Source organism: Bariatricus sp. HCP28S3_A7 (assembly GCF_052066375.1).
Lineage (GTDB): Bacteria > Bacillota > Clostridia > Lachnospirales > Lachnospiraceae > Allocoprococcus.
In genome coordinates, this window is sequence record NZ_JBQHSG010000020.1 from 29,289 (window position 1) to 41,096 (window position 11,808).

23 protein-coding genes and 1 pseudogene are annotated in these 11,808 nt (G+C 40.0%); 1 reads left to right on the forward strand and 23 read right to left on the reverse strand.

The window, feature by feature from the left end; translation table 11 throughout:
- Nucleotide 1 precedes the first annotated feature (1 nt).
- Nucleotides 2-1,000: an alpha/beta hydrolase gene (locus tag ACTNA4_RS12120; protein WP_441030306.1), complete on the reverse strand. Its 999-nt coding sequence runs from the start codon at nt 998-1,000 to the stop codon at nt 2-4.
- A gap of 313 nt (nt 1,001-1,313) precedes the next feature.
- Here ACTNA4_RS12120 and ACTNA4_RS12125 point away from each other — a divergent pair, with 313 nt between their 5' ends.
- The gene (locus tag ACTNA4_RS12125) at nt 1,314-1,751 is read left to right on the forward strand and encodes a MerR family transcriptional regulator (RefSeq protein ID WP_441026949.1); all 438 of its coding nucleotides are present in this window, start codon (nt 1,314-1,316) and stop codon (nt 1,749-1,751) included.
- Nucleotides 1,752-1,820: 69 nt separating this feature from the next.
- Here the strand turns inward: ACTNA4_RS12125 and ACTNA4_RS12130 are convergent, their stop codons facing one another.
- From ACTNA4_RS12130 to ACTNA4_RS12235, 22 genes and pseudogenes are all read right to left on the reverse strand, one after another.
- Nucleotides 1,821-1,997, reverse strand: a complete 177-nt coding sequence (locus ACTNA4_RS12130) for a hypothetical protein (RefSeq protein WP_441030308.1) — start codon at nt 1,995-1,997, stop codon at nt 1,821-1,823.
- A gap of 14 nt (nt 1,998-2,011) precedes the next feature.
- Nucleotides 2,012-2,362 carry a DUF2200 domain-containing protein gene (locus ACTNA4_RS12135; RefSeq protein ID WP_441030310.1) on the reverse strand — a complete coding sequence of 117 codons (351 nt, stop codon included), beginning with the start codon at nt 2,360-2,362 and terminating at the stop codon, nt 2,012-2,014.
- A 15-nt stretch (nt 2,363-2,377) separates the two neighbouring features.
- Nucleotides 2,378-2,650 carry a hypothetical protein gene (locus ACTNA4_RS12140; protein WP_320856187.1) on the reverse strand — a complete coding sequence of 91 codons (273 nt, stop codon included), beginning with the start codon at nt 2,648-2,650 and terminating at the stop codon, nt 2,378-2,380.
- 38 nt (nt 2,651-2,688) lie between these two features.
- Nucleotides 2,689-2,991 (reverse strand): iron chaperone, encoded by a 303-nt coding sequence (locus tag ACTNA4_RS12145; protein ID WP_441030334.1) that lies wholly within the window; start codon nt 2,989-2,991, stop codon nt 2,689-2,691.
- 42 nt (nt 2,992-3,033) lie between these two features.
- Complete coding sequence (locus ACTNA4_RS12150) at nt 3,034-3,342, reverse strand: DUF1905 domain-containing protein (protein WP_441030312.1); 309 nt, start codon at nt 3,340-3,342, stop codon at nt 3,034-3,036.
- 82 nt (nt 3,343-3,424) lie between these two features.
- Nucleotides 3,425-3,625, reverse strand: coding sequence for a GNAT family N-acetyltransferase (locus ACTNA4_RS12155; RefSeq protein ID WP_441030336.1), 201 nt, complete (start codon nt 3,623-3,625; stop codon nt 3,425-3,427).
- Nucleotides 3,607-3,732, reverse strand: coding sequence for a hypothetical protein (locus ACTNA4_RS12160; protein WP_441030314.1), 126 nt, complete (start codon nt 3,730-3,732; stop codon nt 3,607-3,609). The genes ACTNA4_RS12155 and ACTNA4_RS12160 overlap by 19 nt, the downstream gene beginning before the upstream one ends.
- Nucleotides 3,733-3,899: 167 nt before the next feature.
- Nucleotides 3,900-4,316, reverse strand: coding sequence for a YjdF family protein (locus ACTNA4_RS12165; protein ID WP_441030316.1), 417 nt, complete (start codon nt 4,314-4,316; stop codon nt 3,900-3,902).
- Between the two features lie 236 nt (nt 4,317-4,552).
- Nucleotides 4,553-5,224 (reverse strand): class I SAM-dependent methyltransferase, encoded by a 672-nt coding sequence (locus tag ACTNA4_RS12170; protein ID WP_441027222.1) that lies wholly within the window; start codon nt 5,222-5,224, stop codon nt 4,553-4,555.
- A gap of 275 nt (nt 5,225-5,499) precedes the next feature.
- A complete protein-coding gene (locus ACTNA4_RS12175) occupies nt 5,500-6,024 on the reverse strand; it encodes a GNAT family N-acetyltransferase (protein ID WP_235249066.1) in 525 nt (174 codons plus the stop codon).
- Nucleotides 6,025-6,068: 44 nt separating this feature from the next.
- A complete protein-coding gene (locus ACTNA4_RS12180) occupies nt 6,069-6,674 on the reverse strand; it encodes a YczE/YyaS/YitT family protein (RefSeq protein ID WP_021885137.1) in 606 nt (201 codons plus the stop codon).
- A complete protein-coding gene (locus ACTNA4_RS12185; protein WP_441030318.1) occupies nt 6,664-6,978 on the reverse strand; it encodes a nitrilase-related carbon-nitrogen hydrolase in 315 nt (104 codons plus the stop codon). Before ACTNA4_RS12185 ends, ACTNA4_RS12180 begins: the two co-directional genes overlap by 11 nt.
- Before the next feature lie 52 nt (nt 6,979-7,030).
- On the reverse strand, nt 7,031-7,396 hold the full coding sequence (locus tag ACTNA4_RS12190) for an ACT domain-containing protein (protein ID WP_441030338.1): 366 nt from the start codon (nt 7,394-7,396) through the stop codon (nt 7,031-7,033).
- A 44-nt stretch (nt 7,397-7,440) separates the two neighbouring features.
- A complete protein-coding gene (locus ACTNA4_RS12195; RefSeq protein ID WP_441030320.1) occupies nt 7,441-7,875 on the reverse strand; it encodes a flavodoxin family protein in 435 nt (144 codons plus the stop codon).
- Nucleotides 7,790-8,311: an N-acetyltransferase gene (locus tag ACTNA4_RS12200; RefSeq protein WP_441030322.1), complete on the reverse strand. Its 522-nt coding sequence runs from the start codon at nt 8,309-8,311 to the stop codon at nt 7,790-7,792. The genes ACTNA4_RS12195 and ACTNA4_RS12200 overlap by 86 nt, the downstream gene beginning before the upstream one ends.
- Before the next feature lie 29 nt (nt 8,312-8,340).
- Nucleotides 8,341-8,481, reverse strand: a complete 141-nt coding sequence (locus ACTNA4_RS12205) for a hypothetical protein (protein WP_441030340.1) — start codon at nt 8,479-8,481, stop codon at nt 8,341-8,343.
- 125 nt (nt 8,482-8,606) lie between these two features.
- Complete coding sequence (locus tag ACTNA4_RS12210) at nt 8,607-9,017, reverse strand: peptide deformylase (protein WP_441019231.1); 411 nt, start codon at nt 9,015-9,017, stop codon at nt 8,607-8,609.
- 109 nt (nt 9,018-9,126) lie between these two features.
- The gene (locus tag ACTNA4_RS12215) at nt 9,127-9,594 is read right to left on the reverse strand and encodes a YaiI/YqxD family protein (protein WP_427808781.1); all 468 of its coding nucleotides are present in this window, start codon (nt 9,592-9,594) and stop codon (nt 9,127-9,129) included.
- Nucleotides 9,591-9,929, reverse strand: a complete 339-nt coding sequence (locus ACTNA4_RS12220; RefSeq protein WP_441030324.1) for an MmcQ/YjbR family DNA-binding protein — start codon at nt 9,927-9,929, stop codon at nt 9,591-9,593. The genes ACTNA4_RS12215 and ACTNA4_RS12220 overlap by 4 nt, the downstream gene beginning before the upstream one ends.
- A gap of 175 nt (nt 9,930-10,104) precedes the next feature.
- Nucleotides 10,105-10,518 (reverse strand): hypothetical protein, encoded by a 414-nt coding sequence (locus ACTNA4_RS12225; RefSeq protein WP_441018841.1) that lies wholly within the window; start codon nt 10,516-10,518, stop codon nt 10,105-10,107.
- A 4-nt stretch (nt 10,519-10,522) separates the two neighbouring features.
- The gene (locus tag ACTNA4_RS12230) at nt 10,523-10,951 is read right to left on the reverse strand and encodes a hypothetical protein (RefSeq protein WP_441030326.1); all 429 of its coding nucleotides are present in this window, start codon (nt 10,949-10,951) and stop codon (nt 10,523-10,525) included.
- Nucleotides 10,952-11,454: 503 nt separating this feature from the next.
- Nucleotides 11,455-11,685 (reverse strand): annotated as a pseudogene (locus ACTNA4_RS12235) (ParB N-terminal domain-containing protein); the annotation flags it as partial.
- Nucleotides 11,686-11,808: the final 123 nt, after the last annotated feature.

The following is an 11,808-nucleotide window of genomic DNA, read 5'->3' on the forward strand; positions in this document are numbered from 1 at the left end:
CTTAACCTACCCCGTTTCCCTTTAAGAACTGCTGCATCTTGTCAAATGGAATGACTTTCAGGTTGTCATACAGATCTGTATGTACTGCACCCGGGATGGTGAGAAGTTCTTTGTTCTCTGTATATTTGCTGTCCTTGATCATAGCTTCATAAGCATCCTTGCCAAAGTAATAGCTGTGCGCCTTATCACCGTGCATAATCAATACGGCACTTCTGATCTCATTGCTGTATGTAAGAATAGGCTGATTCATAAAGGACTGGCAGCCAAGACTATTCCAGCCTTCATTAGAGTTAAGGCTTCTCGCATGGTAGCATCTTCCCTTGTAGTATTCGCTGTAATCCTTTACATAGAATGGAGCATCTTCCGGTACCGGAAGTGGAAGACATCCGCCGGCTCTTGAGTATTCACCCTTTTTGTATTCCTCTGTTCTGAGGGCATTCATAGCCTGCTTCTTTGCAAATCGTACCTCCTCGCTGGCTTCTGAATCGAAATATCCGTTGGCATTGACTCTGGTCATATCGTACATGGTAGATGCAATTGTTGCCTTGATCCTGGTGTCAAGGGCTGCTGTATTAAGAGCCATGCCGCCCCATCCACAGATACCGATGATACCGATTTGATCTGCATCAACATTTTCCTGAACGGATAAGAAATCTACTGCAGCCATGAAATCCTCGGTGTTGATATCAGGAGATGCCATATATCTTGGCTGTCCACCACTCTCACCTGTGAAAGAAGGATCAAATGCGATGGTCAGGTATCCTCTCTCAGCCATAGTCTGGGCATAGAGTCCTGAACACTGCTCCTTTACGGCGCCAAAAGGTCCGGAAACTGCGATTGCTGGAAGCTCGCCTTCTGCATTCTTTGGTGTATACATATCAGCTGCCAGGGTAATTCCGTAACGGTTAATGAATGTCACCTTCTTGTGATCTACCTTGTCGCTTTTTGGAAATGTCTTATCCCATTCAGCAACCAACTTAAGTTCTTCTGTCTTCATCATTATTTTTATCCTCCTTGCGGTCATTTTTCTTCAAGAACGCCTCGGCGTTCTTGCTGCGAGATGCGCGTCATGCATTAGCATGACAAATTTCAAATGCGCATCTCTGCAATCCGCCGGAGGCTCAACATTTCAGAAGGGGATTGTCACCCGCTACTGAAATTGGTTAATTACCCACCGCTTAGCGCTCTGCGCGCTTGAAGCGGGGGACTCCTTCTGAAATGTTGAATATTACTGGAATATATCTTATAATGATCTTATCATACAACCTAAACCTAACTTTAGGTCAAGAACTTTTTTTGAAGAAAGGTGCATCATGTACACGATTGGTCAGGTTTCGGAGATGTACAATCTCCCTATTTCGACTTTAAGATATTATGACAAGGAAGGATTCTTCCCTAATCTGATGAGAAAGGGCAATATCCGTTACTTCAGCGACGATGAACTGGAGGCTATCCGCGTGATTGAGTGCCTCAAACGCTCCGGTCTTGAGATCAAGGATATCAAGCAGTTCTTCCGGTGGGTTATGGAAGGCCCTTCCAGCTATGGGAAGAGAAAAGAAATGTTCGAGACCAGAAAAGCTGCCGTGGAAGACGAGATCAAAGCCCTGGAGAGAACCCTTGCTCTGCTGAAATTTAAATGCTGGTACTACGAGACTGCGATAAAAGACGGCAATGAAGATGGCATCAATGCCATGCTGCCGGACAAACTCCCGGAAGAGATTCAGGAGCTTTACGATATTTCACATGAATAACCAGCAACGAAAAAAGCCCACTGAAAGACCTGCTGTATAAACAGTCCTCCAGTGGGCAAAATTGTCACTTTACATCTCAGGCGGCGTCTCCGACTCCTCTTCCTCCGAATCAAGCTGATGCTCCTTTTTCATCTGGAAAAACTCCTTATTCGTACAGATTTCAAGCTGTTCCATCAGATTTTCAAGAAGTTCCAACATCTCCGGATCTTCACCTGTGCTTCCCAGTTCCTCCATTGTATATCCCATCGGATTAAATCTTTCTATTCCCTCAATATTTTCTCCATTGCCTTGCCTTTGGCAAGTTCATCCACCAGCTTATCGAGATACCGAATATCACGCATCAGCGAATTCTCAACATTTTCGACTCGAACACCACATACAACGCCGGTAATCTTCTCCCGGTTCGGATTCATTTCCGGAGCCTGTCGGAAGAAATCGCCATAGGAAATCTCACTATCCATGAGCTCATCAATCTGCTGTGCGGTGTACCCGGTAAGCCAGGAGGTGACTTCTTCAACTTCTGCTCTGGTACGTCCTTTACGCTCAGCTTTTGCTATCAGAAGGCCATATACTTTGGAAAAGGACATAGCAAATACCTTTTCATTCTCCATGATTCTTTTTCTCCATTACTTGTGTTTTTTATTTTTCTTCGGTCGGTTATCCATGTACTCATGAGCCAGGATATCCTTCAGAACCAGCATGGCATCCTGTTCTGAATAATTGTAATCTTCCTGCAGTTCCGTGAACATGCGACGGATCTCAGCGGCATACTTCGGAATATCCACTTCTTTCTGATAAGTGGCAAGCACAGGATACTTTGTACTCCAGGCCTTGGTCCAGTCCACCTTTTCCTGTTCTTCTTCTGTTGTATTTCGTATGATCTCTTCTATCTGCTTCATGATATTCCTCCTCATGCATGGTTTCCGGTTTCGCAGCATCACAAGACAATTCTTTTTATCAACTCTGCATCGACCTTGCCGTACGGAATGCGAATCGTTCCTTTATCCGTCTTATACCCTTTCAATGCTTCAGCAAATTCTTCGACTGCTGCAGGGCCCGGATACAAGCCGATGTGTTTATTCGAAGCAGCAAAATGAACAATGTTATGACCTTTCCAGTAGGTCGGCATACTCCATGAAATGCGTTCTTCCGCTTCCGGTAATGCGCTGCGAAGAATCTGACGGATATAGCGCAGATCTTCCTGTTTCTCCTCATCCTGGCTCAGGATATATTCATCAATCGACTTTGGCTTTTCACCGCAGTAATGACTTTGCCCTTTTTTCTAAAACTCCCTACCACATTTGGGACATTGCCACATTGGGCTTTTCTCACTGTCTCTTTCATGAAGAACCACTTCAACCATATCTCCAAAACTCTTGCCAATCTGCTTGCGTATCTGTTTTGTAACACCGATGATGTAACACGGAGTTCCCATTTTTACCACTTGTCCACGATACGGAATACCGTCAAATGTAGCATTTACCAACAAACGACCTTTTCCAAAAAGCTCTTTGATATCGTAAGGAACCTCTACATAGGCGGCATCCATATTCTCATTTTGAAGAACTTTTGCACAAAATTTTAATTCCATATTTTTTGCCTCTCATTCTGTGATTATTATTCTCCGCAAATTCCGATCTCTCGAGTTCTAAAAACCAGAAGTTTTCTATTTCCTACAACTTCTTCTCCATCAGCCAGAATCGCCCTTTTCGCCAATTTGCATATCCACACCTTTTGTATCCGCTTTTTTTATACAGGCTGATTGCATACGGATTCTCCGAAAACACATCCAGACGCACAGATTCAAACCCTATATTCTGAAGTTGATTTTCTATATGATTTAATACGATTTTTCCTATTCCTCTACTGTGTATAGAGTACCGTTGGCAATATCATTGGCAAAATCCTCCCTTGTCGGATACACCTTATCCCATTGGTGAATTCCCTGTTCTTCCATCGTTTCGATTGCCGCCGCTACCAAGTTGCATATATTCTATAAATCATTCATTGTTCCCAGTCTAAATTCCATAGGTTTTATTCTCCGATTTTGTTATATAAATCCATTATCATTCCTTACATAAAAATTTACCATCAAAATCATATATTTCATTTCAAATAGTCCCAATATGAGAAAAAAGCCAAGAGGCACTAATGCCCCTTGTGCTTTTCCCGTTTCTTTTGCTGTTTTTGTTCAAACATTCGCAGTTGATCCGCTTCTCTCTTCTCGCGGCTTCTCACTTTACGCTCCTGCTTATTTTGTTCCTGTTGTAACTTCAACGCCTGCTGCGATTTTGTTCCTATGCCTGTTTCCTGCATCTGTTTTTTCGCTTCGCGCTGTATTCTTTTGGGATTTCTTTTTGTCTCCTTTACAACAGTATCAACAGCCGGACTGAATTTCAAACTGAAATAGTATCTTTGAATATATTCCTGAATTTCATAAACCTTCGGCTCTGCACCAAAAGTCACCTTTGCTACAGTCAGCCTGCTATTTTCAATATGTTCGAATACACCCACCCAAAAAGGCTCTTCAAAGTATACTGTCAGTTTTCCATTTACTTTGTCCATAAGAATCCCTCCTAAATATTTGTTGAACAAAGAATGGACAACCCGGAGGGGCAGGTTACTTACCCTATTAAAATAGGACGGCTGGGCTACCTACCAGCTCTAGCACATTTTTTCAATGCACATTGCGTTTTTATCTTTGCTTTTATAATCAAGCCATATGGCATGATTAACATTTTAATCAATCAACTTCCTATAGATTCAGATCTGAAATATGGAATCTGTAGTTATCATAATAATTACTTAAATGCCATAATGACAGAGAATTTGTGATAAGAATAGATGCACTTGACTTCTGAAAATCCACATCTGTCCAGCATTTGTATTTCTGTTTCTACAGAACACTCCTTATCTAATTTTCTTCGTTCTTTCCATAATTCGATATCCCGTTCAGTCAATCCACTGGAATACAACTGACTCTCCCAATATGTATCAAATAAGTCATTCATCACAGGTGTATCCGCACAAAACTGATCATAATTCACGAATATTCCATCCTCTGGCAGCATGTCATAAATCTTTATAAACAATTTCTCTTTTTGAGCATCATCCAAATGATGAATGGATAATGCTGATATAACAGCATCAAAATCATCTTCAGGAAGTGTCTTTGTATAATCCATTATTATATGCGCGACATTATTTAATCCAAAAAACCTCTTTCTCGATACATCAAACATTTCGTCAGCTATATCAACCAATATATATTCCGCTGACGGGCATTGTTCATACCAGTAAAAAGACAGCAAACCTGTTCCTGCCCCTAAATCCAGTACTCCCTTTGGCTTCTTTATACTTGAAAGAACAAATTTTGTTGAATTTTCATAGAAATCATCAAAACATGGAATGAACTTTTTACGATTACAATCATATTCTTTAGCTATTGAATTAAATTGCGCTTCTATATTCATAAAGGTATCCTCCTCGGCTTACATATTCATTCTACATTATCTTTCATTTTCCTGATAGGCAAATTATTCAGCTGAATGTGTCCGTTTTATAGCTTCTGAGTCAATCGCGCAGCGAACACCACATAACGAAATAAACGGATCGTAACACCATTTCTGATGTCACGCTCTGAGTGTATCGCGCTGGTAAGAAATGATCCCTTTTGATCAGCAAATTTATTCGGCAAACTGGAATTTGTTTGTACAATGTTCAAGATATAACTGTTATTATGTCTTGATTAGAGTACAAACTCATATAAGAGGAACTTCCTCGGTACTCCAATATCAACATATGTGATTTCAACCTTATCCACATACTTAAATCCAAACGACATATACATTTTCTGTGGAATATCATTTCCCTCTATGCAATCAAGACGAATTGATTTAAGGTTTCTTTCCCTTGCTGTGTCTATTGCGTGTTGAACTAACTGCTTCGAGTATCCACGACCCCCATATTCCGGAAGGACACGCAAGGCATGAAGAACTACTGTCTCGTTATCATTTGCATCAATAAGCCATTTAACTGCGTGATACGCCTCATCACGATCATGATTCATAATATACGCCGCAACAATTCGACCATCTTCAATACCGATAAACTGATTTCTCTCTTTGATTGCATCTTTGATCATTTCATCTGGAGGGAAACCACCTTTATCTCCCTCCGGCAGAAAATCTTTTCCGCTCAAAACTTTACACATACCGTCATAAAACTGTCGCAATTCTATAAAATTTTTCTCTTCTGCATATCTGATAATCATAGAAATCTATCCCTCCAATTTCTAAGTTGTATGTTTCTTTACTATCATATCTTTAAAACTTGTTTTGCTTTCGCATTAACAAATTGGATAATTGGGCCTGAAATGATAACTGTAATAAGCGTGCATACACCAAACTTTCCGCCAAACAAAACACCTGTAACAACAACCAAAATATCCAATGCCATTCGGACAAATTTAATCTGCCAGTGATTTTTTTCTGCTAAAGCAAAAGTGACTGCCTCATAGGAGCCTCTACCAAGGGATGCCGACGCATATAGTCCTGTTCCGACAGCAAACAAAACCACTCCTAACAACATAATTAAAAAATTGATCCACTTATAGGTACTGTAAATATGGCAGTTAGCAAACAAATCTACACAGGTACTGTATACAATCTGGTACAACACAGTTCCTATATGAATCTGACTTTTATCGTAAATGAGCGCAAACAAAATCATTCCCAATGCTACAACAAAAGATGCTGTGCCAATGCTTATGTGAAATGTTCTTGCAATCCCCTGCCACAGCACCGCAAGCGTAGCTCCGCCAAATCCAGCATACAGTGCAAGTGTAATTCCATAAGCCGCAATTATAGAACCTATTACAAGGATTGCCAATTTCTTTAGTGTTTTTTTATTGTTATTTTTCATTGACTTTTAATTCAAGTACATCCGGACGGGCATAATGTCCGATTGCATCATGCTCCATTTTGCAGGCGGCAGGCAAATTCATATCAAGTTCTGCGTAAATGATAGTTTCTTTATCCCAGACAGGTTTTGTCAAATAATGCCCATATGAATCAATAATGCAGCTTCCTCCTCTGCACGCAAGTCCTGGAAGTTTAGATACGATATTATACTCCTGCAGATCAGAAGGGTATGAACTGCGTCTGATAATCATATCAGTGTTGATAAAGAAACATTTTCCTTCGATTGCAATATGCTGAACTTTCATGCTAATAATTCACTCCTCGTATAATTTTCTTTGGGTTTAAAGCATCTGAAATCTATATCACTGTATATCCGGCATTTAATAATACAGCTAATGATTTTTCAAAATCCGCATCTTTCACTAAAATATAATCTGTGTTGAATGTAGATACCGCAAAAATTCCAATTTCATTATCTGCAAGTATTCCAGACAACTTTGAAAGAATGCCAATGAGTGAAAAATCCAAAATTCCTTGAATACGGAAACCACGCCACCCATCTTCACGTTCTATTGTGTTTTCAGGAACGTCATTTGTTTCACACACAAGAGAAATTTCTTCATCTGTTTTACCAATGAAGTAGAATTCCTTGCTTAAATCTATATCATCAATGTTTTTGACTTTACATACCGTTAGCAACCGCTCTAATTTATTTAATACCAGCAAATTACTCTCCTCCACAAATCCCGATTTTCTTATCATTCTGATCACTGCAATCCAGCCACGAAGGAGACCGCTGCTTCCAGATCTTTTTCATCCGGATGACCTTTTGCAATACCACCCACCAATTTAAACGGTCCAAAAGTGTCATATCCTTTACAGCCAAATTTTCCAATAATGTCCGTTTTCTTTTCTTTCAAAATAACTTCCAGTGATTTATAAGCTGCATTTCCACCATAAGTACAGATCATAAATACCTTTTTATTTTCCGGCAGATTTTCTGAAGCAAACTTTAAGATTGTCTGATGAAATTTTGAAAAATAAATACCGGATGCAAAACCAATCCGGTCATAATCCGACAAATCTGCCTTTGGCTGCTGCACGGCATCAATCAGATCAACCTTGCATTCCTCTGCAATTTTCTCCACCAGTTTCTTTGTATTTCCATGATGTACAGACGCATAAATAATTACTGTCTTCATTTTTACCTCCCGCTTGACGATGCCATTCCATCGTATATTCTTCTTCTGATGTATTTTCATCTATTTTCTGATTCACAATTTTAAATCCACGATGCTGATAGAACACTACCGCTCTCATATTTTTCTTATACACGTTAAGATTCAATTGATCCTTTAACTTCATAACGGTGCGAAGCAGTTCTGTTCCGATTCCTTTTGATTGTTCTTTTTCCTTTACAAAGATCCCGGCTATATAAGTATCCGTCAAACCAATAAATCCCTGAATCTTCTCATTTTCTTCTGCCACAAATACTTCTGCTTCAGAAATCAATTTTCTGACCATATCATAATTCTTTTTCCAGTAATCTGCTTCTATAAAAGAATGGCTCTCTATATTTGCATGAAGCCATAATTCCATTATCTCATCCAGATCTCTTGTTTCAAATCTTCGAATCATTTTTCTTATACCATAATTACTAAACTTTTTTACAACCCATTTCTGTAAATCTCATTGATCACCGCCTGGGCATGTTCCATCTCTTTTTTCTGAATGATTGCATCTCTGTCACTTAAGATTGCAAGCATCTCATCCACCAGATCCTCGATTCGGGTCTGCAAAGCAGACAAAACACTAATCCGAATCCCTGCGCATCCTCGCGGAGCGTATATCAGATGGGGATTGACACCCGCCACTGATATATATTTCTTGTTCACCGCCTGAAGAAGCGGAAGTCATATTCCATCTGATATTCTTAAATTAAAATTCCTTCCAGATGATCCAACTCATGCTGACAAATTTGTGCCGGCCATCCACTCAGTTTCTGCCGCTGCTTTTTCCAATTCATATCATAATATTCCACTTCGATATTTTCATATCGTGTTGTTTTCCTCACACCGGTTAGCGACAGACATCCTTCTTCTGTTTCATACGGAGTATCCTTGCTCAGAAGAACCGGATTAAACATCACAACATCTACGAATCCCATATTTACAATGATCACCCTCTTTTTCACACCAATCATATTTGCAGCCATACCTACACAACCGGCACGATTTGCCTGTAAAGTGTCCTGTAAATCCTTTCCTACCTGCAGATCTGCCTTTGTAGCAGGTTCTGATTTTTGTCCCAGAAAGAACACATCTTTCATTATCGGTTTTACCATCTTTCATTCCTCCATGTCATATTATCTCTTTTTCAATCCCTCCGAACCATATAGTGATTATATCAACAATATTATATTTCTACCATAGCGAGGTTTTTTCATTCTCATTCTAATTTTGTCTCAGTAGGGGATTTCGATCTACTACTGAGATGAGTTTCTCCAAAGATACTTCAAATCGTTGATCATCTTCCTCCGTCCGTTTTGCCGGACCTTTCAAATGATGCTTTTTCTTTGCATTTCTTGCCTTCTTCGCCAGATGACGTTCCATCAGCATCTGGTCGATATTTTCATTTGTATACCATTTACCGCTCTGATGAATACCGTAAGCACTTTTTCCCAGAATCATTGCAGCCACACCATAATCCTGTGTTACAACAATATCTCCCTTCTGGCACAGACTGACCAGTTTAAAATCTACAGCATCGGCTCCGGCTCCCACTGTGATCACTTCACTGTAATCTGAATATAAAACATGGTTTGTATCACATAAGAGAACAACCGGAATTTCATATTTCTTTGCTGTTTTTTCTACGATGGACACTACCGGACAGGCATCCGCATCTACTAATATCCTCATTTTTTCTTTCCTTTCGTCAGATCATAACTTTCCCCAATCATACGCTGGATATCTTTATTCGGAATAGAGGCATCCAGGATAATAGAATTCCAGTGTGTTTTGTTCATGTGATAAGCCGGGACAACAGATTCAAAAGCATTTCTCCAGAACTCTCTCCATTCCGGATCACATTTTACATTTATCCATACATAACCATCTTTATCATAAATAAGCGCAAATGTTTTCTTATTTCCCTTATGACGCATAACACACCAGTTATCATCATGAAAAGGATAATCTTCATATACATCTTGAAATGAATGACAATATTGTATTGCCTCCTGCCTTGTCTGCATATCTTCTCCTCATTTTTATATTTTCTCTATGTTGATCTATTTATATATTGTACTCGCAATCGTAAATTAAATCTACAGCATGTCCATAAAAAAAAGACTGTCCGGTAATTGCGAACAGTCTTTTTGTTTATAAATTCAGAATTCTTCTGTGGTGATATTATATGTTATTGAATTATTATGACGGCATCCCTACATCTCCGTTCCCATTATTCAAAAACAGCATATACGTTGCAAGAATAGCTTCCGTCTTTCTGGGATCATCACTCAAAATTTCTTCTACGTCTTTACCATTTACAAAACATTCCTCATAAACATATTGGGCTAATCCTACCGCTTCCCGGAATAATTCTGCAATGACAGCCTTCATATTATTTCCGAATTCTTCTATATTTTCCGGATAATCAGGCTTAATTAAAACAGCGTCCACATCACTTTCGTTTCTGGGATCATCGCTTAATACTTTATACTGCTCATAAACAAACTGCTGTTCCTTCTCTGGAAGTTTTGTATATTCCCAAATCATACGAACGACATTTCCATCCAGTTCTTCTGGAATTGGCGGCAACTGAATATATTTTTCTTTTCTCATCTTCTCAACCTCCGATAATAAATCTTCCTACACCGTCTCTTGCTTCTGTTACAAGTGCCAGGATAAATGCTCCTGCAGCCAATACTCCTGCCAGCATGAATTCAGCAACTCCCAAAAGGATATAGTTCATGAACCGGGTGCGGTACCAGATAAAGGTACACACAAGCATTGCTCCAAGAAGCAGACCAGCAAGTCCCTTTGCCACGCAGTAGAGATTCACGACTGCGCTGACACATACTCCGTTAAAAGCAAGGAGCAGCCATACCGGAACGGTATTTTCTCTGTATCTTGTAAACGCTCTTTTGATATTTAAGTCCAAAGGTCTTATACATGCTATATTCCAAGATGAATGGTTTTTACGGCTATCCTTGTCAATCCAAGGTCCGCGGACTACTACGACGGCTCCGTTACCATGCTGAATATTCAGAGTCATCTCTCTTGCTTTTTACACTTGAGATTTATCACCTTTCGGCATTACTCATAGCCCATGGGCATTTCAGTTTAGGTAATCCCCGTTTAGCATCATTATGATAAGTTGTACTATTGTCGGTATGGGAGTTTTCGTCATTTTCCATTACTTATGGCTAGCTTGCATCGATTATCCCACGGATTGCAGACAGCAAAATACTAATCCGCCAATGCACCACCGTAACATCTTCCCTTCGGTGTGGAGATGGTTAGCTCCAGCCTCTGACTTTCCTTCAAGCAGTGTAGCCTTCATCCTCATATAGTACCTTTCGCCTCGACACTCAGTCGCAGCTTGGAAGCTTCGCTGACTTGTGCCTTTACAAACGTGCTGTTGTCCCCTTTATGTTTCCACTCGAGGTTAGTTGTTGGCGATAAGATTGTGTTTTTCACACTTGATAATTTTTCTTATTGCTTTCTCAGAGCAAAATCATAATGACCCACGCCGCTTGGGTGTCCACCCCAAGCGCCTTACGGGCGCACGGAGTCTACCATGGAGATAATTGAATCATCCTCTTTCATGTATCGGATGATTACCGGCACCTGAGTATATCCAAGCTTCTCGGCACAATACTTTCTTCGATGTCCGGAAACGATCTGATATACTCCTTCTCTCGTCGGCATCACGATCAACGGATTCATAATTCCATATCGCTCAATGCTTTCCATGAGCTGAGCCATAGCCTCATCTTCTTTGACCTTAAATGGATGATTTGTGACATGCTCCCACTACTTAAGCCCTAAAGCTTTGAAGTAGGGGCTTCTTACTCAATAACCCGATAGGGCTAAGTATCAATAAGCTATCCCCGCGTGCCCCGCGGTTCT

What these genes read in the sequence shown, in the direction of transcription:
- ACTNA4_RS12220 (WP_441030324.1), bottom strand. Translation starts at nt 9,929, where the DNA reads ATGCAGACAAGGCAGGAGGCAATACAATATTGTCATTCATTTCAAGAT.
- ACTNA4_RS12215 (WP_427808781.1), bottom strand. Translation starts at nt 9,594, where the DNA reads ATGAGGATATTAGTAGATGCGGATGCCTGTCCGGTAGTGTCCATCGTA.
- ACTNA4_RS12180 (WP_021885137.1), bottom strand. Translation starts at nt 6,674, where the DNA reads ATGAAAAATAACAATAAAAAAACACTAAAGAAATTGGCAATCCTTGTA.
- ACTNA4_RS12200 (WP_441030322.1), bottom strand. Translation starts at nt 8,311, where the DNA reads ATGATTCGAAGATTTGAAACAAGAGATCTGGATGAGATAATGGAATTA.
- ACTNA4_RS12230 (WP_441030326.1), bottom strand. Translation starts at nt 10,951, where the DNA reads ATGACTCTGAATATTCAGCATGGTAACGGAGCCGTCGTAGTAGTCCGC.
- ACTNA4_RS12165 (WP_441030316.1), bottom strand. Translation starts at nt 4,316, where the DNA reads ATGGACAAAGTAAATGGAAAACTGACAGTATACTTTGAAGAGCCTTTT.
- ACTNA4_RS12170 (WP_441027222.1), bottom strand. Translation starts at nt 5,224, where the DNA reads ATGAATATAGAAGCGCAATTTAATTCAATAGCTAAAGAATATGATTGT.
- ACTNA4_RS12195 (WP_441030320.1), bottom strand. Translation starts at nt 7,875, where the DNA reads ATGAAGACAGTAATTATTTATGCGTCTGTACATCATGGAAATACAAAG.
- ACTNA4_RS12150 (WP_441030312.1), bottom strand. Translation starts at nt 3,342, where the DNA reads ATGGAATTAAAATTTTGTGCAAAAGTTCTTCAAAATGAGAATATGGAT.
- ACTNA4_RS12175 (WP_235249066.1), bottom strand. Translation starts at nt 6,024, where the DNA reads ATGATTATCAGATATGCAGAAGAGAAAAATTTTATAGAATTGCGACAG.
- ACTNA4_RS12140 (WP_320856187.1), bottom strand. Translation starts at nt 2,650, where the DNA reads ATGAAGCAGATAGAAGAGATCATACGAAATACAACAGAAGAAGAACAG.
- ACTNA4_RS12125 (WP_441026949.1), top strand. Translation starts at nt 1,314, where the DNA reads ATGTACACGATTGGTCAGGTTTCGGAGATGTACAATCTCCCTATTTCG.
- ACTNA4_RS12135 (WP_441030310.1), bottom strand. Translation starts at nt 2,362, where the DNA reads ATGGAGAATGAAAAGGTATTTGCTATGTCCTTTTCCAAAGTATATGGC.
- ACTNA4_RS12185 (WP_441030318.1), bottom strand. Translation starts at nt 6,978, where the DNA reads ATGAAAGTTCAGCATATTGCAATCGAAGGAAAATGTTTCTTTATCAAC.
- ACTNA4_RS12225 (WP_441018841.1), bottom strand. Translation starts at nt 10,518, where the DNA reads ATGAGAAAAGAAAAATATATTCAGTTGCCGCCAATTCCAGAAGAACTG.
- ACTNA4_RS12120 (WP_441030306.1), bottom strand. Translation starts at nt 1,000, where the DNA reads ATGATGAAGACAGAAGAACTTAAGTTGGTTGCTGAATGGGATAAGACA.
- ACTNA4_RS12210 (WP_441019231.1), bottom strand. Translation starts at nt 9,017, where the DNA reads ATGGTAAAACCGATAATGAAAGATGTGTTCTTTCTGGGACAAAAATCA.
- ACTNA4_RS12130 (WP_441030308.1), bottom strand. Translation starts at nt 1,997, where the DNA reads ATGGGATATACAATGGAGGAACTGGGAAGCACAGGTGAAGATCCGGAG.